The 21,533-nt window shown below is 57.2% G+C and carries 19 protein-coding genes; 9 read left to right on the forward strand and 10 right to left on the reverse strand.

All coding sequences use genetic code 11. The features are described 5' to 3' along the window. Positions 1 to 38 precede the first annotated feature (38 nt). Complete coding sequence (locus PuT2_RS00570; RefSeq protein WP_093969091.1) at positions 39 to 761, forward strand: ATP-binding cassette domain-containing protein; 723 nt, start codon at positions 39 to 41, stop codon at positions 759 to 761. A 107-nt stretch (positions 762 to 868) separates the two neighbouring features. Here PuT2_RS00570 and PuT2_RS00575 read toward each other — a convergent pair whose 3' ends face one another. From PuT2_RS00575 to PuT2_RS00585, 3 genes are read right to left on the reverse strand one after another with little or no spacing between them, the layout of a single operon-like run. Further along, positions 869 to 1,636, reverse strand: coding sequence for an ABC transporter ATP-binding protein (locus PuT2_RS00575; RefSeq protein WP_093969092.1), 768 nt, complete (start codon positions 1,634 to 1,636; stop codon positions 869 to 871). Continuing rightward, positions 1,633 to 3,480: an ATP-binding cassette domain-containing protein gene (locus PuT2_RS00580; RefSeq protein ID WP_093969093.1), complete on the reverse strand. Its 1,848-nt coding sequence runs from the start codon at positions 3,478 to 3,480 to the stop codon at positions 1,633 to 1,635. The genes PuT2_RS00575 and PuT2_RS00580 overlap by 4 nt, the downstream gene beginning before the upstream one ends. Positions 3,481 to 3,484: 4 nt before the next feature. Beyond that, positions 3,485 to 4,525: a branched-chain amino acid ABC transporter permease gene (locus PuT2_RS00585; RefSeq protein ID WP_093969094.1), complete on the reverse strand. Its 1,041-nt coding sequence runs from the start codon at positions 4,523 to 4,525 to the stop codon at positions 3,485 to 3,487. A 385-nt stretch (positions 4,526 to 4,910) separates the two neighbouring features. Between PuT2_RS00585 and msrB the strand changes: the two genes are divergently transcribed. From msrB to PuT2_RS00605, 4 genes are read left to right on the forward strand one after another with little or no spacing between them, the layout of a single operon-like run. Further along, complete coding sequence (gene msrB / locus PuT2_RS00590) at positions 4,911 to 5,306, forward strand: peptide-methionine (R)-S-oxide reductase MsrB (protein ID WP_093969095.1); 396 nt, start codon at positions 4,911 to 4,913, stop codon at positions 5,304 to 5,306. Next, the gene (locus tag PuT2_RS00595) at positions 5,303 to 5,857 is read left to right on the forward strand and encodes a septation protein A (RefSeq protein WP_093969096.1); all 555 of its coding nucleotides are present in this window, start codon (positions 5,303 to 5,305) and stop codon (positions 5,855 to 5,857) included. The genes msrB and PuT2_RS00595 overlap by 4 nt, the downstream gene beginning before the upstream one ends. Positions 5,858 to 5,877: 20 nt before the next feature. Further along, entirely contained in the window at positions 5,878 to 6,138 is a 261-nt protein-coding gene (locus tag PuT2_RS00600; RefSeq protein ID WP_093969097.1) for a BolA family transcriptional regulator, read from the forward strand. A 16-nt stretch (positions 6,139 to 6,154) separates the two neighbouring features. Continuing rightward, positions 6,155 to 6,931 (forward strand): peptidylprolyl isomerase, encoded by a 777-nt coding sequence (locus PuT2_RS00605; protein ID WP_093969098.1) that lies wholly within the window; start codon positions 6,155 to 6,157, stop codon positions 6,929 to 6,931. A gap of 84 nt (positions 6,932 to 7,015) precedes the next feature. On the opposite strand, the gene ligA is transcribed toward PuT2_RS00605, so the two are convergent. From ligA to smc, 3 genes are read right to left on the reverse strand one after another with little or no spacing between them, the layout of a single operon-like run. Next, entirely contained in the window at positions 7,016 to 9,055 is a 2,040-nt protein-coding gene (gene ligA / locus PuT2_RS00610; RefSeq protein WP_254046907.1) for an NAD-dependent DNA ligase LigA, read from the reverse strand. After that, the gene (locus PuT2_RS00615) at positions 9,052 to 10,098 is read right to left on the reverse strand and encodes a cell division protein ZipA C-terminal FtsZ-binding domain-containing protein (protein ID WP_093969099.1); all 1,047 of its coding nucleotides are present in this window, start codon (positions 10,096 to 10,098) and stop codon (positions 9,052 to 9,054) included. The genes ligA and PuT2_RS00615 overlap by 4 nt, the downstream gene beginning before the upstream one ends. A 37-nt stretch (positions 10,099 to 10,135) precedes the next feature. Then, positions 10,136 to 13,660, reverse strand: coding sequence for a chromosome segregation protein SMC (smc, locus tag PuT2_RS00620; protein WP_093969100.1), 3,525 nt, complete (start codon positions 13,658 to 13,660; stop codon positions 10,136 to 10,138). Between the two features lie 176 nt (positions 13,661 to 13,836). Here smc and lplT point away from each other — a divergent pair, with 176 nt between their 5' ends. Further along, positions 13,837 to 15,141, forward strand: coding sequence for a lysophospholipid transporter LplT (gene lplT / locus PuT2_RS00625; protein ID WP_093969101.1), 1,305 nt, complete (start codon positions 13,837 to 13,839; stop codon positions 15,139 to 15,141). Here the strand turns inward: lplT and PuT2_RS00630 are convergent. Together PuT2_RS00630 and tsaB are read right to left on the reverse strand one after the other, a co-directional pair. After that, complete coding sequence (locus tag PuT2_RS00630; RefSeq protein ID WP_093969102.1) at positions 15,138 to 16,028, reverse strand: uracil-DNA glycosylase; 891 nt, start codon at positions 16,026 to 16,028, stop codon at positions 15,138 to 15,140. The genes lplT and PuT2_RS00630 overlap by 4 nt on opposite strands. Next, complete coding sequence (tsaB, locus tag PuT2_RS00635) at positions 16,025 to 17,272, reverse strand: tRNA (adenosine(37)-N6)-threonylcarbamoyltransferase complex dimerization subunit type 1 TsaB (protein ID WP_093969103.1); 1,248 nt, start codon at positions 17,270 to 17,272, stop codon at positions 16,025 to 16,027. Before tsaB ends, PuT2_RS00630 begins: the two co-directional genes overlap by 4 nt. 222 nt (positions 17,273 to 17,494) lie before the next feature. On the opposite strand from tsaB, the gene ompR reads away from it, so the two are divergent. From ompR to PuT2_RS00650, 3 genes are all read left to right on the forward strand, one after another. Continuing rightward, on the forward strand, positions 17,495 to 18,229 hold the full coding sequence (ompR, locus tag PuT2_RS00640; RefSeq protein ID WP_093969104.1) for a two-component system response regulator OmpR: 735 nt from the start codon (positions 17,495 to 17,497) through the stop codon (positions 18,227 to 18,229). A gap of 33 nt (positions 18,230 to 18,262) precedes the next feature. Beyond that, entirely contained in the window at positions 18,263 to 19,624 is a 1,362-nt protein-coding gene (locus PuT2_RS00645; protein WP_093969555.1) for a sensor histidine kinase, read from the forward strand. A 110-nt stretch (positions 19,625 to 19,734) separates the two neighbouring features. Next, positions 19,735 to 20,283, forward strand: a complete 549-nt coding sequence (locus tag PuT2_RS00650) for a peroxiredoxin (RefSeq protein WP_093969105.1) — start codon at positions 19,735 to 19,737, stop codon at positions 20,281 to 20,283. 5 nt (positions 20,284 to 20,288) lie between these two features. Here the strand turns inward: PuT2_RS00650 and ispF are convergent, their stop codons facing one another. Next, entirely contained in the window at positions 20,289 to 20,780 is a 492-nt protein-coding gene (gene ispF / locus PuT2_RS00655) for a 2-C-methyl-D-erythritol 2,4-cyclodiphosphate synthase (protein WP_093969106.1), read from the reverse strand. Further along, complete coding sequence (gene ispD / locus PuT2_RS00660) at positions 20,777 to 21,520, reverse strand: 2-C-methyl-D-erythritol 4-phosphate cytidylyltransferase (RefSeq protein WP_093969107.1); 744 nt, start codon at positions 21,518 to 21,520, stop codon at positions 20,777 to 20,779. Before ispD ends, ispF begins: the two co-directional genes overlap by 4 nt. Positions 21,521 to 21,533 lie beyond the last annotated feature (13 nt).

Raw genomic sequence — 21,533 nt, forward strand, 5'->3', positions numbered from 1 at the left:
GACACTCAAAACCACGCACAATAAAAAGGGGGGAAACCTTGGCTCACCCCGCTCTCGAAATCAGCCAGCTTAATGCTTGGTACGATCAAATCCACGTACTGCGCGGGGTCAACCTGACCGTCAACGCAGGGCAAGTAGTGTGCCTTCTGGGTAACCCAGGTTCCGGCCGCACCACCGTCTTGCGCGCCATTCTGGGGCTAACAGGGCCCCGCAGTGGTTCCATACGCATCAATGGCACCGAATCCATCCATATGCCAGCCAGCCAAATCCGTCACTTGGGTCTGAGCTACTGCCCCGAAGAACACGCCCTCGTTGACGAACTGAGCTGTGAAGAAAACCTTTTACTCCCTGTCGAAGGCGAATCAACACTGGGTGGCGGGATGTCGCTGGCCGACATCTACGATATTTTCCCTGCCTTCAAGCCATTTCAGCACCAGCCCATCGCGCACCTTTCTACACCCGAACGCCAGTTGCTGGCCGTTGCCCGGGCCCTGCGGCTAGGCACCAATGTATTGCTGCTCGACGAAATCCACGACTACCTTAACCCGATCATTGCGTCGGCGATGCACCGCGCCTTATCGATGCTTAAAGCGCAGCACTACACTATTGTCATGGCTGGCGAAACCCCGGGGGCTGCAGCCAATATTGCCGACCATTATTACGTCATAAAAAACGGCATTCTTGCCGATGACTATGTGTCGAGTGCAGGCTGGGCCGACAGTACCCCGCAAGTGGTGCAAACCGGCTGGCGCGCAGGCTAAAAAAAACCTGCTTGTCGCACTGAGCAACAAGCAGGTTTGATCGGGTTACATACAGCCTTTGTGCCCAACACCTAGGGTGCTGGGCGACAGGGCTGGATATTTCGCACTCAGGCTTCTTCGGCCTCTTTCTTGTTACCCAAGCCCAGGTAACTTTCGATAACGCGTGGGTTATCAGCCAGATCTTTGGCCGGGCCCTCAAGGACGATATCGCCAGTTTCGAGCACATACCCATAGTCGGCGACTTGCAGTGCCGCACGGGCATTTTGCTCGACCAACAAAATAGAGACCCCAGTACGACGCAGTCGGGCGATGATGTGAAAAATTTCACGTACGATGCGTGGCGCCAGGCCCAGGCTGGGCTCGTCGAGCATCAGCAGCTGAGGCTGTGCCATTAAGGCTCGTCCAACGGCCAGCATCTGACGCTCGCCCCCTGACAACGTTCCCGCTTCTTGGGTGCGGCGCTCACGTAAGCGCGGAAACAACTCGAAAACTTCTTCGATCTTGTCTCGCCAGCCTGCAACACCTGCACGATACAAACGAAAACCACCCAACAACAGGTTGTCTTCGACCGACATGCTGCCGAACAATTCGCGCGACTCGGGGACCAGGCACAGCCCACCCGCCACGCGCTGTTCGACCTGCCAGCTTGAAATGTCTTGGCCAAGGTAGCTGACCTGGCCCGAGCTATGCCCGTTGGCGGGCAAAGAGCCCATGATGGAGTTAAGCAAGGTCGACTTGCCGGCACCGTTACCACCAATAACCGTCACAATACTGCCTGGCGCCACCTGAATATTGGCACCGCTTAGTGCTGTGACCTTGCCATATTGCGTTACTAGGCCATTAACCTGCAAAACTGCTTTCTCTGTTGTCGTCATGCTGTTCCCCCGGCGGCTGCAGGCGACGGGGCGGCTGCGTCTTCGCCGTCAATATCAAGATCATCGTCAATACCACCCAGGTACGCTTCGAGTACGGCCGGGTTGGTTTGCACTTCGGATGGCAGACCTTCTGCAATCTTGGTACCGAAGTCCATAACCACCAGGTGGTCGGTAAGGTTCATGACGAAATCCATATCGTGCTCTACCAGCAAGATGCTCATACCTTCTTGACGGAGTTGATCAAGCACTTTGGCCAGTTCCTGCTTTTCTTTGTAGCGCAAACCTGCGGCAGGCTCGTCGAGCAGCAGCAAAACGGGGTCGGCGGCCAAGGCGCGGGCAATTTCAAGAATACGCTGTTGCCCCAGTGCCAGATTACCGGCCTGCTCGTAGAGATAGTCGCCCAGACCAACGCGATGCAACTGCTTGGCAGCTTCGTGCAGGAGCTCGGCCTCGCTACGACGGTCGGTGTGCAGCGTCGCGGAAACCACGCCAACATCGCGGCGCAAATGCGCACCAATGGCTACGTTTTCGAGCACTGTCATGGTGGGCAGCAACTGCACGTGCTGAAAGGTACGACCGACACCCAACTTGGCGATTTCACGCGAAGGAAGTTTGTCGAGGCGATTACCCAGGAACTCGACACGGCCACTGGTGGCAGGCAACACCCCGGTAATCAGGTTGAACGTTGTACTTTTACCCGCACCGTTGGGGCCAATAAGACCCATGATTTCGCCGGCCTTGAGCTTGAAGCTGATGTTGTTGACAGCCACCAGACCACCGAACTCTTTACGGGCGTTTTCGACCTCGAGCACCAGCGTGCCGACCTCGGGGCGCGCGCGACGCGGCAGTTCGGCCGCTTCGGGTGGCGGGGGCAGCTTGCGCTGAGTCGTTTGGCCTGTCACCGTGCGCCATACCGACGCCAGCATGGGCCAGACACCATCGCGGGCGTACTGCAATACCAGCACCATAAGAATACCGAACACCACCAGTTCGAAGTTGGCGGTTGTGTGGATAATCGCCGGCAACACGTTCTGGATTTGGTCTTTAAGCGTCAGGATAAGGCTGGAACCGACAACTGCGCCCCAAACACTGCTGCTACCCCCGACAACCGCCATAAACAGGTATTCGATGCCGTAGTTAAGACCGAACGGGCTGGGGCTGACGGCGCGCTGCATGTGGGCATACAACCAGCCCGACACGCATGACAGCAAGGCCGCATATACAAAAATAATAATTTTGTAATTGGCCATGTTGATGCCAAAGGACTCGGCCATGACCGACCCGCTTTTAAGCGCACGAATGGCACGACCGGGGCGCGAATGAAGCAGATTGTGCGTAGCCCACAGCGACAACAGGACCGCCACCCAGATCAGGTAGAAGATCTCGCGGCCACTGGACAGGCTCATGCCAAAGAAATTAATGGCCTGAATACCTGCAATACCGTCGTACTGCCCAAGCATTTCGAGGTTACCGAACAGGTAAAACAAAGAAAGGCTCCAGGCAATAGTGCCAAGTGGCAAATAGTGGCCCGACAGGCGCAGCGTGATAGCCCCCAAGAAATAGGCGACCAACAGGGTAAGCACCAGACCAAACAGCAAAGCCAGCCAGGGCGACCAGGCCATAGCCGTGGTCAGATACGCCGTGGAGTATGCCCCCAAACCAACGAATGCCGCCTGACCAAACGATGTCAGACCCCCAACGCCGGTGAGCAGCACAAGCCCCAGAACCACCAGCGAAGCCAGGCCAATGTAGTTGAGTTGGGTAATCCAGAATTCTGGCGTAGACCCCATAAGCGGCAATACCGCCAGAACAACAATAAAAACAGCAAGAATAAGTCGATTCATGGCGTCACTCCTCGTCATCGTGATGGCTGGCGGAGCCAAACGAACGCCACAACAACACTGGAATAATCAGCGTAAACACAATTACCTCTTTGTAGGCACTGGCCCAGAAGGACGAAAATGCCTCGAGAATCCCGACAAACAATGCACCGAGGGCAGCCAACGGATAGCTGACCAACCCGCCTACGATGGCGGCAACGAAGCCCTTGAGGCCGATAAGGAAGCCGGTGTCGTAGTAAATGGTGGTGACCGGTGAAATCAGCATACCCGACAGCGCGCCAATAGCTGCAGCCAGCGTAAAGGTGAGGCTGCCCGACATATTGGTGCTGATACCCACCAGGCGCGCGCCACGGCGGTTAACGGCGGTAGCACGCAAAGCGCGACCGTACAACGTTTTGCCAAAGAAGAGCCAGAGGGCGATGATCAGTATTGCGCAGGTTGCCAATACAAAGAATGTCTGTGCAGACCAGATGACTGCGCCAAACTGGATTTCGCCTTCCATGAACGGCGGCGTGCGCCAACCCTCGGCACCGAAGAACACCAGCCCCAGACCCAGCAGGGCAAAGTGGACCGCCACCGAAATGATGAGCAAAACCAACACGCTGGCCTCGGCCACGGGCTGATAGGCCAAACGGTAGATCATGGGCCCCAAAGGGATGACCAGGGCGAGCGCGAAAACCACGCTAAGCCACAGCGGCGTGTTTTCACTAACCACATAGGGAGCCAGCAAGTACAACGCAACGGGCAGCACCAGCGTACCCAGTGCCGCCTTGGGCAAACGCTTCCAGTCGTTGCGACGGACAGCAGAAAACAGTTCGAGGGCGAATGTAGCAACACCGACAATAAGCAGCAAAGCTACCGTACCGGGAATTTGGCCGTTGACCATGAACGCCAGCGTAAGCGCGCCATAGGCGACGAATTCGCCCTGAGGAATGAAAACGACCCGCGTGACCAGGAAGACCAACACCAGGGCAAGCCCTAACAGCGCATAGACTGCACCGTTAAGCACGCCGTCCTGGAGCAAAATGAAAAAGATTGTTGAGTCCATCTATCGAAACACCAATAAATATAAAGATGGGGAACGCCGGACGCGCATCCCGAAGGCCAGAAATGGCGAAAATGGATCAGCGCATCGGGAAAACATCTAAGTGCATTTTGACTCCTCGTATTAGTAGATTTATAGCGAGCGCGATTGTTAACCGGCCGACTTTTTGGACTTAAACAAACAGCCGCAAAGTTAACATAGATTGGGGGGTGTGGAATCTAGGGGATTCCCTGCATAAATCGACTTATTGTTCGACTTTAAACCACCAAAATACCGAGCCGTAAAACGCCGGAATCTTTGCTCTGAAGGAACCAAAATCAATCAGGAAAGTCGATTAACATTGCGGGTTGAGAAATTACAGACATTCGCGCATTCGAAGGAAAGCAGCATGGATAAAGTCATCAAAACAGAGGCCGAGTGGCAGGCGCAACTCAGCCCGGAAGCGTTCTATGTCACGCGCCAGAAAGGTACCGAGCGAGCATTTACAGGACAGTACTGGAACACCACCCAAGTCGGCACGTATCGATGCGTGTGTTGCGACACAGCCTTATTCAGGTCCGATACAAAATTTGACGCAGGTTGCGGCTGGCCCAGTTACTTCGAACCCATCGACAACGACCTTATCCGCGAAGAGCAAGACACCAGCCATGGCATGATTCGTACCGAGGTCATGTGCGCAGTATGCGATGCCCATCTGGGCCACGTGTTTCCCGACGGCCCACCCCCTACCGGTCTGCGCTACTGCATCAACTCGCTGTCACTTTCTTTTGAGCCCGACGCATGAAGAAATTTCTGTTCGACCTTTTCCCCCTGATCCTGTTTTTTGTCGCCTTCAGGCTGGCCGACAGCATGTATGTCGCCACTGCAGTGGCCATCGCAGCCAGTGTTGCCCAGTTTGTATGGCTCAAGGCCACTAAAAAAACCATCGAAGCCACCCACTGGATCAACCTGACCGTCATCGTGTTGTTTGGCGGTGCCACCCTGGTCTTGCAAAACGACGCCTTCATCAAATGGAAGCCCACGGTGCTGTACTGGATTTTCGCGGTTATCTTGCTGGCCGGAAAATGGTTGTTTGGTCGTAACCTGCTACAAAAAGTAATGGGTACCCAAATTGAACTTCCTGCCAACATATGGGACAAAATGAACTACAGCTGGTCTGCATTCTTTATTGCATCCGGCGCACTGAACCTGTATGTTGCGTTCTCAGGCCAATTTACCGAATCGCAATGGGTCAATTTCAAGGTGTTCGGTCTCATGGCGCTTTTGCTTGTGTTTGTCGTGGCTCAATCCATCTGGCTCAGCCGTCACATCAAAGATAGCTCCGAGCCCTCCTGAACCCTTTTTATTTCGCTCAAATGAACAAAGAACGTATCGATCTGGTTCACGCCCGCCTTCAGGCCCTCGAACCCAGCCAACTCGAAATCATCGACGAGTCGCACTTGCATGCCGGCCATGCCGGCAGCCAATCGGGGGCCAGCCATTTACGCGTCATTATCGCTTCGCCACAGTTCCAGGGGTTACGCGCCTTGCAACGTCATCGCCTCGTGTATGATCAAGTCAGCGACCTCATCCCTTTTCCAATTCACGCTTTGGCCATCGTGGCCAACACAAACTAAACGCTCAAGGAAGTTTATGAAGAAGCTCGTCATGTTCGCAGCCGCCTGCGCAATTTCTGTTCCCGTTTACGCACAGAATGTCGCAACGGTTAACGGCAAGCCCCTCACACAGGCACAAATTGACCAATTCGTTACCTTGTTGGTCGGCCAGGGCGCCCAAGATACCCCGCAGTTGCGCGAACAGGTCAAACAAGAAATGATCGGACGTATGGTTGCCGTTCAGGCCGCCGAACGCGCACGCGTCGATCGCAAAGAAGACGTCAAGCAAGAGCTTGAAATGGCGCGCCAAAGCATTCTGGTTCGCGCCCTCATGGAAGACTACCTGAAGAAAAATCCGGTCACCGACCAAGAAGTTCAGGCAGAGTACAACGAAATCAAGAAGGCCCAGGCCGACGCCAAAGAATTCAAAGTCAGTCATATTCTGGTCGCTGACGAAAGCAAAGCCAAAGAACTGACCCAAAAAATCAAAGCCAACGAAATCAGCTTCGAAGATGCTGCCAAGGCCGATTCAATCGACCCAGGCAGCGCCAAAGAAGGCGGCTCGCTGGGTTGGGCACAGGCCAGCAACTACGTGCCTGAGTTTGCCGAAGCCGTCGAACGCCTGAAAAACGGCGAAATGACGGCCGAACCCGTCAAGTCGCAATTTGGCTGGCACATTGTGCGTGTCGACGACTCTCGCGCCGTTAGCTTCCCCGAGCTGGCCGAAGTCAAGCCACAACTCGAAGAGATGATGCGCCAGGAAAAACTGGCCCAGTACCAAAAAGACCTGATGGACCAGGCCAAAATCCAGTAACGTCCGGGTCAAGGTCAAAAAAAGCCGCCCCCTTAACAGGGGCGGCTTTTTTACATGGGTAACTTCTTGGCAAGGGCTAGTTTTTTATCCGGCATTCAGCATATTTATCAGCTGAGTCTCGTCGATAATTGTCACGCCCAGCTCGGCCGCCTTGGCCAACTTGCTGCCCGCTTCGGCCCCAGCCACCACATAGGCCGTCTTTTTCGACACCGACCCGCTCACTTTGCCGCCCGCTGCCATAATCATGCGGGTCGCCTCATCGCGTGTCAGGGTAGGCAAAGTGCCTGTCAAAACCAGTGTTTTACCCGACAACAATTGCTGGACCGGCTCGGCGTCAGCCTGAGCATGCACGCCCGCCTGCTCCAGAGCATCGATAACCTCGCGGTTATGGGCTTCCGCGAAAAACTCAAGGATAGCCTGGGCCACAACCGGGCCCACGTCAGGCACAGAAAGCAAGGCAGCCTCGTCGGCCTGCATGACTGCCCGTAACGCGCCAAAATGACGCGCCAAGTCGCGCGCCGTAGTTTCGCCGACATGACGTATACCCAAGGCAAACAACAACCGCCCCAAAGATGGCGTGCGCGCTTTTTCTATTGCGGCAACCAGGTTTTCGGCAGACTTTCGGCCCATACGCTCAAACAACAACAAGTCTTCGACGCGCAACGAGAACAAGTCGGCCAGCGACTTGACCCTGCCTGAATCAACCAGTTGCTCAACCAGTTTTTCGCCCAAGCCTTCGATATCGAGCGCCTTGCGCCCGGCCGCATGCAACAAACTTTGCTTACGCTGAGCCGCACAAAACAAACCACCGGTGCAGCGCGAGATGGCTTCACCGTCGGACCGATGCACCGCGGAACCGCACACAGGACACTGCGTGGGCATCTGGAATATCGAAGTCGCGTCAGGCCGAAGATCGATAACCGGGCCGACAATTTCGGGGATGACATCACCGGCACGACGCACAATCACGGTATCGCCAATACGCACATCTTTGCGCCGGATTTCGTCTTCGTTGTGCAGCGTTGCGTTGGTGACCGTTACGCCGCCCACAAACACCGGCTTTAAACGCGCGACGGGCGTAATCGCACCAGTGCGGCCCACCTGAATATCGATGCCCAGCAATGTGGTGGTTTCTTCTTGGGCCGGAAACTTATGAGCCAAGGCGAAACGCGGAGCGCGCGCCACAAAGCCAAGGACACTATGGGCCTGGAGACTGTTAACTTTGTAGACCACACCGTCGATATCAAACGGCAGGCCAGGTCGCCGGGCCTCTACGTCTTTGTAGAACGCCAATAACCCGTCGGCACCCTTTACTACGGCACGATCGGGGCTGACCGGCAACCCCAGCGTCTGAAACCAATCGAGCATACCGGACTGCGTCTGCCTTCCCTCGGTAGAAAGCTCACCCCAACCATAGGCATAAAAACGCAGCGGGCGCCGCGCCGCGATACGCGGATCGAGCTGACGCAAACTACCTGCGGCCGCATTTCGGGGGTTTACGAAAATCTTGTCGCCGCGCGCTTGCTGCTCACGATTGAGGCGTTCAAAATCTTGAGTATTAATAAATACTTCGCCACGTACTTCAAGTATGTCGGGCGCATCGCCGTGCAGCTTGAGCGGCACCGAACGCAGCGTACGAATATTGTGGGTAACGTCCTCACCCTGAAGCCCGTCCCCTCGGGTAGCTGCCTGCACCAGGCGCCCTTTTTCGTAGCGCAATGACACGGCTAAACCGTCGAACTTGTACTCGGCTTGATATTCGACCTGTCCACCGATGGGCAACAGACCGCTGTCGCGCAACGCATCGGCAACTCGGCGATCGAAGGCCTGAATGGCCTCGTCATCGAAGCCGTTGTCGAGCGACAGCATGGGCACCGCATGACGTACCGTGGCAAATGCGGCCATTGGCGCCGAGCCGACCCGCTGGGAAGGTGATTCGGGGGTTACCAATTGCGGGTACTGGGCCTCGAGGGCTTGCAGTTGCGCCATCAGCCGATCATATTCGGCATCGGATACCACCGGCGCGTCTTGCGCGTAATACCGAATGTTGTGCTGATTGATTTCTTGTCGCAGGGCGTCGACCTGCTGCTGTACCTGGGCAGGCACCAAAGAAGTCGATGTCACGAGAACAACCTTGCTGTGCGCTCAGAGCCAGGAGCGAAACCTGCCTGTGTCAATTGGGCATACATGGCGGCTAATTGCTTGTCGATGGTGGCGTCTGAAGCCTCCGAAACCGGACGTCCCTGATCATCGACCAGCACCGCATCAAGACGCTGCGCCAGATCTCGACCAACACTGGCCATCCGGCTGAAAGCCTGTGCATCGGCCGGGCTATTTGGAAGATCGAGCAGCAGGTCGAGGCGACCGACACGATCGCCCAGGAAAGCCGACACGGGCGAGCCGTCGAACATAAGCGTGAACCGAGCCGCACCTGATTCGGCGACCCAGGCCATATGCGCGCCAACCCGGGCAAAGCCGGCCTCAATGACGGTGTCGCGCACGCTTGCTACCTGCACAGGCGACGGCAACTGCAGGGCCAGCCCCACCTGGGCATCAAGCCCCGCACACATTGCGTCTAAGGCAGCGGCCTGAGCCACAACATCGTCCTGCTCTGGCCCCTCGACTGCACCGTCGAATTTTTCGGCCAGCGCTTGGGCCGCCGTCCAGAGCTGCGACCATTCGATATCGGTCATGGGACCACTACGGTTTGCCAGCAGTACGGCAATCTGCAACGAAGCGCACGCTTCGCCCGCAGGCAACCCGGCACAATGCGTACCATCGGGCAATTCTGAGAAATAACGCAACGGACGTACGTCAGCCGGAATAAGTGCCTTGGCAGCCTCGGCCAGGTCACCTGACTGAACCGGCTGCGTGAAAACAATATCAATCACCGCCTCGCATACAGCGTCGACCTCGTCGGGCTCGGTCGCAACATCGCGGCGCGTGTGAGAGACTTCGTGACTCACCCCCGCAACACCATCTGTCAGACCGGGCTCTTTGCGACCGACCACAGGTGGTAACCCGCCCAGCAACGGATCTTCTTCTGTTTGAGGAAACTGGGCTTGCATGCGTTTACGCACGCTACGATCTTGCCACCAATTGTAGGCCAGCACGCCCAAAACGATCACAACACCCAGGGCAATTAACCCAATCTGAAAATCACTCATGCCATTTCCGCTTAGCGGCCCCTGATTCCTGTCATAGTCATACCTGAGCCAACTGCATGGCCGACTCGATATCGACTGCCACGATGCGTGATACACCCTGCTCTTGCATGGTAACCCCAATCAACTGCTTGGCCATCTGCATCGCGATTTTGTTGTGAGAAATAAATAAAAACTGTGTCTGGTCGCTCATGCTGCTGACCAACTTTGCATAACGCTCGGTATTGGCATCGTCGAGTGGCGCATCGACTTCGTCCAGCAAACAAAACGGCGCCGGATTTAACTTGAACAACGCAAACACCAACGCTGTCGCCGTAAGCGCCTTCTCGCCCCCAGAGAGCAGATGAATTGTGCTGTTGCGCTTGCCGGGCGGCTGTGCCATGACCTGCACACCCGCATCAAGAATTTCATCACCCGTAATAATAAGCCGGGCTTCACCGCCGCCAAAAAGTCGGGGAAACAACTCGCCAAAATGGTGATTGACCGTATCGAACGTACCCTGAAGCAACTCGCGGGTTTCTTTGTCGATTCTACGAATGGCGTCTTCAAGTGTCTCGATGGCACGGCATAAATCGGCGTGCTGGGCATCGAGATAATCTTTTCGCTGACGCGCCTGATTCAGTTCGTCGAGCGCGGCCAGATTCACCGCGCCCAGCGCGTCGACTTCGCGAGAAATGCGCTGAACCTCGGACTGCAGCCACCCGACGCGCTGCCAGGTTTCGGGCTGCGTGGCCAGAAAGCGCCGCAACTCGTCGCGATCGACCTGCTGTGCATCGAGCTGCTCGGAATACTGTTCAACGGTCAGCCGGGCGGCCTGCTCTTGCAACTGCAACTCGGTAATCCGCGACCGCAAGGGTTCGAGCAAACGTTCGTTCGCCAGACGCTGCTCATCGGCTTCGCGCAAAGCCGCCGCCAGGTTATCCATTTCGATACGCGCCTGTGCCAGGTCATCTTCGCAGGCGGCCCGGGTCTCGAGGGCGTCTTGCAGGCCGGCCTCGGCAGCCGACGCATCAAGCTCAAACAACTCGCCCTGCAGTGACTCAAGCTCGTCGATAGCGCGTCGCGACTGCGCTTGTGCCAACTCGAGGTTGCGTTGAAGGTCGGCCAAGCGCGACTGTAATGCCCGCGCCGAAAATTGGGATTCTTGTACACGCCGTTCCAGGTCACGTACCGCAGTGCGCGCTGTCTCAGCCTCTTGAGCAAGGCGCTCGCCCGACATCTCGGCGTCAGCAAACTGTGTTTGCAAATCGGCCAGCTCAAGATCAAGCGTTTCGAAACGGGCCTCGGCCTCTTCGCGCGACGCCGCCAGCGTCTCAAGCTCGGCGTCGATTTCGGCTTGCTCTTCGTGAATACGGCCAGCCCGTTGACTGGACTGCTCGGCCTGCTGATGCAGCCGCGAATAGGTCAACTGCACATCATGTGTTCGACGCGTCAATTCGGCCACGCGCGTACGCGCCGGCGCCATGGCTTGCGACACGCTTTGCCAGGCGGCTTCTGCACGCGCGACCGCCGACAACGCCTGATCAGCAATCAATTGCTGGGCCTTGATCTCGCGTTGCAGATTTTCGATTTCTTGCTGGCGCGCCAGCATGCCAGCCTGTTCTGAGTCGGGGGCATAAAAGCGGACACTATGCGCATCGATAAGATGCCCTTCTTTGACCACAAAAACCCCGCCGGGCGGCAAGGCATTTCGGTGCGCAAGCGCCTGGCTCAGATCATCGGCACGAAAAACACCCGTCAACCAACCGTCCAGCAAGGTCCGCAGGTCGGGATCAACCGTCTTCAACAAGGCAGTGAGCGGTTGCAGCCCTTGCGGCACAACCGGCGACGGCGCGGCCACCGGACGTTGATAAAACGCCAGACGCGCCGGGGGGGGATCCTGAGCAAAAGCCCTGGCATGTTCGATATGCCGAATTTCAAGGCCTGCCAGGCACTCTTGCAGCACCGCCTCAAGGGCAGCCTCCCAACCAGGCTCGATATGCAGCTTTTGCCATAACCTGCCCAAACCGGTCAGCTCGTGCTTTTCGAGCCAAGGCTGCAATGTGCCGCGCTTCTGGACATCTTCTTGCAACTTGACCAAGGCTGCGAACCGGGCTTCGAGACGCGAAACATTCGAAGACTCGGCGCGAGCCGCTTCCTGGGCCTGCTGACGACGATCGTCGAGATCGGGTAATTGTCCTTCAAGTTCAAGCACCTGAACCTGCGCCTCTTCTAGCTGGGCTTGGAGCATATCCAGCTCACCGCGCAACCGGTCGAGCTCGCCGGCATCGGGCACATTCATGGCGCGCAGCTCGTTGGTCAAGCGCTCTCGTCGTATGCGCAATGCCTCGATCTGGCGCGCAGCATCGGCCTGAGTTTGCGCCACCAGCGCCAGATTCTGCTCGACCCTGGACAGCACCTGGCGCATCTCGTCGCGCGACGCCCCCGCTGCACGCACCCGCGCATCAATGTCGGGCAGACGTTCTGTAGCAGTTTCGGCCTGCGCTTGCAAAACCTCGGTTTGCGCGTTCAAGGTCTCAACCTCTTCCTGCGTCTCTTCGATTTGCCCCGCGCAGTGCGCAGCTTGATCTTGCCATTCTTGCTGCTGCGCCTGAAGCTGGGCGCGACGGGCCTGAACCCTAGAGCGGGAATCCACGACATGCCGGATTTCGGCTTCGAGGCGACTGACCAGGGCACCGGCCTCGTAGAGTTTGCCCTGCGCGGTGTGCACGCGGTCACTGGCCTGATAGTGCGCCTGACGACGCGACTCGAGATCAGCTTCAGTTCGACGCAGCCCGGCAATCGCGCCCTCAAGTTCGGTTTGCGCTTGTTCTATGGCGACAAAACGCGCCTTCTGGTCGCCTCTTGCCGCTTCTTCACGCAGCAACCAGAGCACTCGTTGCTTTTGCTCGCCGTCGGACTGCAACCCTCGATATCGCGCGGCCACCTGTGCCTGTCCTTCGAGCTTCTCGAGTTGAGTGTCGAGTTCACGAAGAATGTCTTCAAGGCGTGTCAGATTTTCGCGCGTATCGGACAGCCGGTTCTCGGTCTCGCGACGACGCTCTTTGTAGCGTGAAACACCGGCTGCCTCTTCGAGATAAACCCGCAATTCGTCGGGCTTGGCCTCGATGAGGCGATTGATCATGCCCTGACCAATAATGGCGTAGCCCCTTGACCCAAGCCCGGTACCAAGAAAGATGTCGTGAATGTCACGACGACGGACCTGCTGATTATTAATGTAGTAGCTGCTCGTGCCGTCGCGCGTCAGGACGCGGCGTACAGCAATTTCGGCGTAAGTGCTCCATTGCCCCACCGCCCGGCCGTCGGCGTTGTCAAACACCAGTTCTACCGAAGCGCGCGCCGCCTGCTTACGCTGGCCAGACCCATTAAAAATAACGTCTTGCATCGACTCGCCGCGCAGCTCGGAGGCACGGGTTTCACCCAACACCCAACGCACGGCATCGATAATATTTGACTTGCCACAGCCGTTCGGACCCACCACACCGACCAATTGACTGGGTGTGGGTATGACGGTAGGTTCGACAAACGACTTAAAGCCGGCAAGTTTGATTTGTGAAAGACGCACGATGGACGAATCGGGGGCTGCGGCGACAGCAAAATTTTAACGCCTAATAATACCCCAGCCCTGCATTGTTCAAGCTGAAGCTATACTTCAAATCTTGTTGCCTTTGGCAAACCTTAAAAATTCCTTAAAATTAGTCCGCCACTTTTTTTTCAACCCCCCTTTCACCGAGAACCAACTTGAAAAAAGGCTTTTATCTGGTCATGACAGCCCAGGCGTTATCGTCTCTGGCCGACAACGCCCTGCTCATTGCAGCCATCGCGCTTATTGCCGACCTGCAAGGTCCTGATTGGATGGCGCCCATGATGAAATGGTGGTTTGCACTGGCTTATGTCGTGCTGGCGGCGTTTGTCGGCGCATTTGCCGACGCTTTCCCAAAAGGGAAGGTCATGTTCGCCACCAACGCCGTCAAGCTGGCGGGGTGTCTACTCATGTTCAGCTACCAAAGCCTGGGGTTCGACACCACTGGGCAACTGGGGTTGATTTTCGCTGCCTACACGCTGGTAGGCATAGGCGCAGCGGCCTACTCTCCGGCTAAGTACGGCATCGTGACTGAAATGTTGCCACCCGACCAGCTCGTCAAAGGCAACAGCTGGATCGAGGGCCTGACTGTCCTATCCATTATCTTTGGTACGGTACTGGGCGGCGTGCTGATCAACCCGCATGTATCCGAAATGCTGCTCAGCCATGCCTGGATCAGCGCGGTGGTCAACACACGTGCCGAAGCCGCCATTTTCATCATCGGCTTCATCTATCTGCTTGCAGCAAGCTGCAACTTGCTTATTCCAAGCACTAATGTCAGCTACCCCAAACAACAAACCAACCCCGTCAAGCTGGTGCGAGAATTCAGCTATTACGTCAAAACCCTCTGGGGCGACAAACTCGGGCAAATTTCGCTGGCGGTTACCACACTGTTCTGGGGCGCCGGGGCAACGCTGCAGCTAATTCTCATCGAATGGGGCGCGCAGCACCTGGGCTACCGGCTAGACCAGGCTTCTATCTTGATGGGGGTTGCCGCAGTGGGCACCATTGTCGGGGCCGTACTTGCCGGGCGTGTGCCACTTAAAAAGGCCCTGTGCGTATTGCCTTTGGGCGTCGTCATGGGCTTTACCGTATTGCTTATGCCCCTGGTATACGAGCCCTGGGCTGTCTATACCCTGCTCATGCTAATTGGCGGGTTAAGCGGTTTCTTTGTGGTGCCCATGAACGCCATGCTGCAACATCGTGGCCACGTATTGCTGTCGGCGGGCCATTCTATTGCAGTACAAAACTTCAACGAGCAATTAAATATCTTGTTGATGCTGGCTACGTACAGCCTGATGCTCTGGCTGAAGCTGCCCATCAACATCATTATCATCATCTTCGGCTTGCTGGTTGCCAGCCTGATGGCCGTGTTTATCCGCTGGAACCGCTTAAACCACCAGCGTGACGCGTCATTACAAGATCAAATCGGCCAACACGGCCACGGGCAGGCGCTGCACTAGGCTGCCAGGGCCGCCCGCGCAAGGTGCAAGTCTTGCCAGGCGGCCGCCTTATATTGGCCCCGCAACAACAGCGACGCTGGGTGGTGCGTTACCACCATAGGGATATCTACCCCACGGTCGGTATAACGATGCACTTGCCCCCGCAACTGATCGAGACTGGCCCGCTGCCCGACCAACGCTTGGGCCGCCTGCCACCCCAGCACCAGCAAACCACTGGGTCGAACCAATGCAATTTGTTGCTGCAAATAGGGCAAACAAGCCTGAATTTCGTCGGCGCGGGGCGTACGACCACCTTTTGGACGGCATTTAAGCAAATTGGTATAAAACACCGACGCCTGCGGAAGAATACCTGCAGCCGCAAGCATGGTACTTAAAAGCTCGCCCGCCTTACCCTGAAACGGCAGCCCAAGGTGATCATCGTGATCGCCAGGCGCCTCGCCGATAATCATCCAGTGGGGCGCACTGGTCTGACCGTCACCAAACACCGTTTGATGACGGCTTGCATGCAAGCCACAGGCCTGACAGCCCGCCACAGTTTGAGCCAACAGCGCAAGGTCGGCGGGCAGATCAACCCGCCGCACCGGCTGCACGGGGGTAGCGTCAACAGGCTGAGTAGCCGCCAGCTTTTGCGCCACCGATTGCACCGGCGCCCGATGCATCGGTGGGGACCCGACAGCCGCGTCTGGGCGCTTCGAAGCCGGGGTTTCTTGACCCGAAGACGGGACGTTAACCGGCGCAACGCCGGCCCCTGGCGCAATACGCGCCGACGCAAACAGGGCCGAAGTATCGGCCAATGTGGCCAGCAATTTTCGATCGATGCCGAGTTCGGCGAGCCAGGCGGCCTGGGTCGCCGTCAAGGCAATGGCAGATTGCGACGACGAAGTCATGATTGCCCCGCCGCCAGGGGGTCGAGCCCCTTTTGTAGCACGAGCGCATCTTCGCGCGGGTGGCTTCCGTTGGGATAATAGCCCTTGCGCAAACCCACTTGAACAAAGCCCCTGTTGGTGTAAAACGCGACCGCCGACTGATTGGACGGACGCACTTCGAGCAACAGCGCCGGCAAGCCGGCTTGCCGCGTTTCGAGCTCAGCCTGGCGCAGCAACCGATACCCCAAACCCTGACGCTGCATGGCCGGGGACACTGCGATCAGCAAAAGATGGGCAACATCGGGGGCATGCTGAACCACACTGAAGCCAACGACTTGGTCACCAAGCATCGCCACTTTAGCGCTATACCCAGCCTTGAGCGCGTCGGCAAAATTACCGCGCGTCCACGGATGAGACTGGACCCGGGCCTCAAGTGCGGTGACCGCATCGAGGTGCTCGTCGGTCATAGGCACAAGCTGAACCGCGGACTGCGTTTTTGGATTGCCGCCCATCCCCTGCTCGCGTTCTGCTGTGGTGTAAGCGACCTTGTCGCGTACATAAAGCGGCGCGGCCTGCGCCGGTTGTACGACCCGCCCCGCTTGCAGAAACCGACGAGCCTGCTGCGCAACAGCCGCGCCCGTAGCGCGAACGGGCAAACCCAGTCGCACGGGAGCTTCGGCATCGGCCAACAACAGCCCCCCCGGCAACACCAGCCCCGGGTAGGCATCAAGGGCATCACCAATGACAGCGATCGAACCAGGCTGACTGGCCCGCCATTGACGCGCCTGACGGCCCAGCCAAAAAGCAAAATCGTCGACACCAACTAGGGTAGCGGCCTGAAGCTCGACCAGGTCCCCATTGGGCTGGGGCGCATAAACCGCTGCATATATCTCGTTCATGCGAGCATCTTGTGCCACAACGCGAATGGCGTCGTTGTGGGTGTCGGACGCGGCAGCCGCCAGCAACGAAGGCACAGGCACTGCTGGAACGCCCAAGGCATACGACAAGCCCTGGGCCACGCCGCACGCCACGCGCAAACCCGTAAAACCGCCCGGCCCCTGTCCGAAAGCAATGGCCGACACATCGGTCCGGGCAATTCCGGCTTGGTCAAGCGCTTCTTGCACCATGGGGAGCAAACGTTCGGCGTGCTCACCTGTACCTTCGTGGCTGACCACATACGTTCTTTCATGACCGTCAATTACCGACAGCAAAGCCACGTCGCAGACACGTGACGAAGTTTCCAGGGCAAGAATATGCAGATTCATAGTGCTATTTTAAAGCCTGATTCCCGGGCATTCGGCTATCGTCCAAAAATTTGCTACCCGAACCGGCACCAGAGTGCTAATCTTGGCTTGCCCTGTAAAAAGGGGTGATCCGTGTGTCGCCAACGTAAAAATGGTAAGCCCCGTTTCTACGAAATCCTTAATGTGTAATATCTTGCTACTAGCCTCTTCACGGGCCCAGCCGACCCTGTTACATTTTCGACCATGAATACTCATACACCGCCTCCTACCCGAAAAATCCTCGTTGTCGACGACGATCCGCGGCTACGCGACTTATTGCGCCGCTATCTGACCGAACAGGGGTTCAACGTCTTCGTGGCCGAAGACGGCAAAGAAATGAGCAAACTCTGGCAGCGCGAGCACTTCGACCTGCTGGTACTCGACCTGATGCTTCCGGGCGAAGATGGTCTGTCGATATGCCGTCGCCTCCGCGGCAGCCACGACAACACCCCCATCATCATGCTCACGGCCAAAGCCGAAGAAATCGACCGCATTGTCGGGCTAGAAATGGGCGCAGACGACTATTTGTCCAAGCCCTTCAACCCACGCGAGCTTCTGGCGCGCGTCAATGCCATTTTGCGTCGACGCGGCACGGAAGAACATCCCGGCGCCCCCAGCCAGGAAAACGAGTCCATCGAGTTTGGGCCGTACGTACTTAATCTGTCTACGCGTACGCTCACCCGCGAAAACGAACCGGTCCCAATCACTACCGGTGAGTTCTCTGTGCTCAAGGTCTTTGCGCGCCATCCCAAAATCCCCCTGTCGCGCGACAAACTCATGGAGCTTGCCCGCGGCCGCGAATACGAAGCCTTCGATCGCAGCCTCGACGTTCAGATTTCCCGTTTGCGCAAGCTTATCGAGCCCAACCCGTCCAAGCCCGTTTTCATTCAAACCGTCTGGGGCTTGGGTTATGTCTTCATCCCCGATGGCGGTAGCTAACCGGCCGGGCGTACCGGTTTGCTGATTCGTTACATGCCAATTTTTCAGCAACACTACGAGCGCCTCAGGTCAAAAGTCCGGCTGGGTCTTTTCAGCCGGTCTTTTTTATTGCTGGGCCTGCTCATGCTGGTCAGCCTGGGAGCATGGCTCGAAGTCTTCTTCAGCATGGAAGAAGGCCCTCGCGCCATCCAGATGGCACAACGCGTCAGCACGTCGCTCAGCATTACACGATCCGCGCTTGTCTACGCGCCCATCGACATGCGGCCTTCGCTGCTGCTCGACCTGGCCACCAAAGAAAGCCTCCGGATTCAGCCTCGCGACCCGTCTGACGAGCTTGAACCGCTGCCCAACTCCAACTACTGGAATCATGTCGTTGCCGAAATTAAAAACCGGCTGGGTCCCGACGCCCAGGTCATGTGGTCAGTCAATAATGTTCCCGGCATCTGGGTCAGCTTTGAAATCAACGACGACCGGTTCTGGCTGGTGTTCGATCGTGAGCAACTCGGACTTGCCGGCGGCATAGAATGGTTCTGGTGGGGCGTAACTGCGCTGCTGCTGGCCCTGGTCGGATCAGCAATCAGTGTACGTTTTGTCAACCGGCCATTATCGGCACTGGCCAAAGTAACGCAGCAATTGTCCCGGGGCGAGATCCCATCGCCACTGCCCGAAGACGGCCCCCTCGAAATCCAGGAAATCAACATCGCCTTCAACCGCATGACCCAAGACTTGCGGCAAACCGAAGCAGACCGCGAAATCATGCTGGCTGGTATTTCGCACGACTTGCGCACGCCCCTTGCCCGAATGCGGCTCGAAATCGAAATGAGCAACGTCAGTGACGAGACCCGGCAAGCCATTGACCAGGACCTGGCTCAAATAGATCACAGTATTGGGCAGCTCATGGAATATGCGCGCCCGGCGACCTCGCCACCGGAAATCGGGGTCAACGTTAGCGAAGTCCTCGAAGACTTGTTCGACCGTGAAAAATCCCACACCGAAACACTGCGAGGGCACCTCAACGGCGAAATCGCCCCGGGCCTTATCGTGCGCATCGCCCCCATCGACCTGAAGCGTATTGTCAGCAACCTTATCGAAAATGCCCGTCGTTATGGTCGTTCGCCCATCGACGATACCTGTTACATCGACCTGAATGCCTGGGCTGAAGGCAATAAAGTCATCGTGCAGGTTGCCGATCGAGGTTCGGGCATTGCGCCGTCCGAAGTGCAGCGACTGCTACGTCCTTTCTCGCGCGGCGAGACCGCCCGCACCGGCGTCAGCGGCGCCGGGCTGGGGCTGGCCATTGTCGAGCGCCTGCTAGGCCACGTTGGCGGGCGCCTAAAGCTCAGCAACCGGTCCCCCAACGGTCTGGTCGCCCGCATCGAACTACCCCGCGGGTAATATCAGCGCCTTGGGCATAACCCTGATACAGCCTTTTTACACGCTTGCTTGCCTTACAATGGGCTAAAACCCCCACGTATCGGGCCCTCCCGATCACTGCAGGAGCACGCATGAAAACAGTTGGCGACAAACTCGAACCTTTCAAAGTCATTGGGGTAAAACCCGGGTTCACACACCACGAAGAAAATGGCGTTTCTGCCTTCGAAGACATCACCGAAAGCTCTTTCCCGGGCAAATGGAAAGTCATTTACTTCTACCCAAAAGACTTTACTTTTGTTTGCCCAACCGAAATCATTGGTTTTAACGACTTATCGGCCGAGTTCGACAATCGCGACGCCATCTTGATGGGTGGGTCGTCTGACAATGAATACGTCAAACTGGCCTGGCGCCGCGAAAGCGCCGACCTCGAAAAACTGACCCATTTCCAGTTTTCAGACACAGCAGGCGCACTGATCGACCAGTTGGGTATTCGTGAAAAACTCGAAGGCGTGGCGTTGCGCGCCACGTTTATTGTCGACCCCGACAACGTTATACAGCACGTGTCAGTAAACAATCTGGCCGTAGGCCGCAACCCGAAAGAAATTTTGCGCACACTCGATGCTCTGCAAACCGACGAGTTGTGCGCCTGCGGGCGTGAGGTGGGCGGCGAAACCCTTTAGGGCCGTTAGCCGTCAAGCGGCAACAACAAAGCCACAGCATTGGCGGCAATGCCTTCTTTACGGCCTAAATGCCCCAGACCCTCGTTGGTTTTAGCCTTAAGGTTTACTTGCGATATCTCGAGGCCCAGGTCTTGGGTAATACACTGCACCATTGCACCAATGTGCGGCGCCATTTTAGGCGCCTGGGCATGAATTGTGGCGTCGATATTACCCACCTGCCAACCCGCCGCCATCACCCTGGCGTAAGCTTCACGCAGTAAAACGCGGCTATCGGCACCTTTATAGGCCGGATCGGTGTCGGGAAAATGCCGGCCAATGTCGCCTAAGCCTGCGGCACCGAGCAACGCGTCTGTCAGGGCATGCAGCAATACATCGGCATCAGAATGCCCCGCCAGGCCCCTATCGTGGGGGATACTGACCCCGCCTATGATCAAGGGGCGCCCCTGCACCAATGCATGCACGTCAAACCCTTGTCCTATCCGAAACGGCAGTTTCATAACCATTTTTCCATCAGTTCAAAATCTTCAGGCCAGGTGACCTTGAAATTGCGCACCGAGCCGGCGACAAGCCGTGGCGCCACACCTAGCAGTTCTACTGCCGACGCTTCGTCGGTAATTTCTTTATTACTTTGTAATGCCGCCCGAAGCGCGCGCAGCAACAAATCGGCCTGAAACATTTGCGGTGTTTGCGCCAGCCACAAACCATCGCGCGACACCGTTTGCGCCACAACAGCCACGGCCGGCTGAACAGCTGGCGCCGCCCCCGTCAAAACACAGGTGTCCGGCGCGGGTTGCTCGCCAGCGCGCTTAACCGTATCGGGCACCGGCTGGGCCAGCAGCGCGCCTTGGCCCTCGGCAAGACAAACGTCAATCAGCCGCGACAGGGCCGCTTTGGGCAAACCCGGCCTTGCCGCATCATGGACCAGCACCCAGTCGCCGTGCGACAGGTCGGCGTCTTCGAGGGCGGCCAACACCGTATGCGCGCGACTGGGACCGCCGCAAGGCCGGCACACAGTACGATCAAGGCCGTGCAACGCGACATGAGCGTGGGGATCGGCGGCCGATACCGCCACCCTGACCTGATCAACGCGCGAATCGGCCAGCAAGGCCTCGACGGCCCAGCGCAACATGGGTTTACCTTGCAGCAGACGGTACTGCTTGGGCTGGTCGGCCGGGTCGCGTTGTGCACGTTGACCCACACCTGCGGCAGGCACGATGGCAATAATTTTCTTGGACATAGAAAGAGATTTT

The sequence above is a fragment of the Pusillimonas sp. T2 genome (genome assembly GCF_002236805.1).
Taxonomy (GTDB): domain Bacteria; phylum Pseudomonadota; class Gammaproteobacteria; order Burkholderiales; family Burkholderiaceae_B; genus Neopusillimonas.

Excerpts from the sequence above, each read along its gene's own strand:
- PuT2_RS00575 (WP_093969092.1), bottom strand. The coding sequence starts at position 1,636 with ATGACGACAACAGAGAAAGCAGTTTTGCAGGTTAATGGCCTAGTAACG.
- PuT2_RS00580 (WP_093969093.1), bottom strand. The coding sequence starts at position 3,480 with ATGAATCGACTTATTCTTGCTGTTTTTATTGTTGTTCTGGCGGTATTG.
- PuT2_RS00585 (WP_093969094.1), bottom strand. The coding sequence starts at position 4,525 with ATGGACTCAACAATCTTTTTCATTTTGCTCCAGGACGGCGTGCTTAAC.
- msrB (WP_093969095.1), top strand. The coding sequence starts at position 4,911 with ATGGATAAAGTCATCAAAACAGAGGCCGAGTGGCAGGCGCAACTCAGC.
- PuT2_RS00595 (WP_093969096.1), top strand. The coding sequence starts at position 5,303 with ATGAAGAAATTTCTGTTCGACCTTTTCCCCCTGATCCTGTTTTTTGTC.
- PuT2_RS00600 (WP_093969097.1), top strand. The coding sequence starts at position 5,878 with ATGAACAAAGAACGTATCGATCTGGTTCACGCCCGCCTTCAGGCCCTC.
- PuT2_RS00605 (WP_093969098.1), top strand. The coding sequence starts at position 6,155 with ATGAAGAAGCTCGTCATGTTCGCAGCCGCCTGCGCAATTTCTGTTCCC.
- PuT2_RS00615 (WP_093969099.1), bottom strand. The coding sequence starts at position 10,098 with ATGAGTGATTTTCAGATTGGGTTAATTGCCCTGGGTGTTGTGATCGTT.
- PuT2_RS00630 (WP_093969102.1), bottom strand. The coding sequence starts at position 16,028 with ATGACTTCGTCGTCGCAATCTGCCATTGCCTTGACGGCGACCCAGGCC.
- tsaB (WP_093969103.1), bottom strand. The coding sequence starts at position 17,272 with ATGAATCTGCATATTCTTGCCCTGGAAACTTCGTCACGTGTCTGCGAC.
- ompR (WP_093969104.1), top strand. The coding sequence starts at position 17,495 with ATGAATACTCATACACCGCCTCCTACCCGAAAAATCCTCGTTGTCGAC.
- PuT2_RS00645 (WP_093969555.1), top strand. The coding sequence starts at position 18,263 with ATGCCAATTTTTCAGCAACACTACGAGCGCCTCAGGTCAAAAGTCCGG.
- PuT2_RS00650 (WP_093969105.1), top strand. The coding sequence starts at position 19,735 with ATGAAAACAGTTGGCGACAAACTCGAACCTTTCAAAGTCATTGGGGTA.
- ispF (WP_093969106.1), bottom strand. The coding sequence starts at position 20,780 with ATGAAACTGCCGTTTCGGATAGGACAAGGGTTTGACGTGCATGCATTG.
- ispD (WP_093969107.1), bottom strand. The coding sequence starts at position 21,520 with ATGTCCAAGAAAATTATTGCCATCGTGCCTGCCGCAGGTGTGGGTCAA.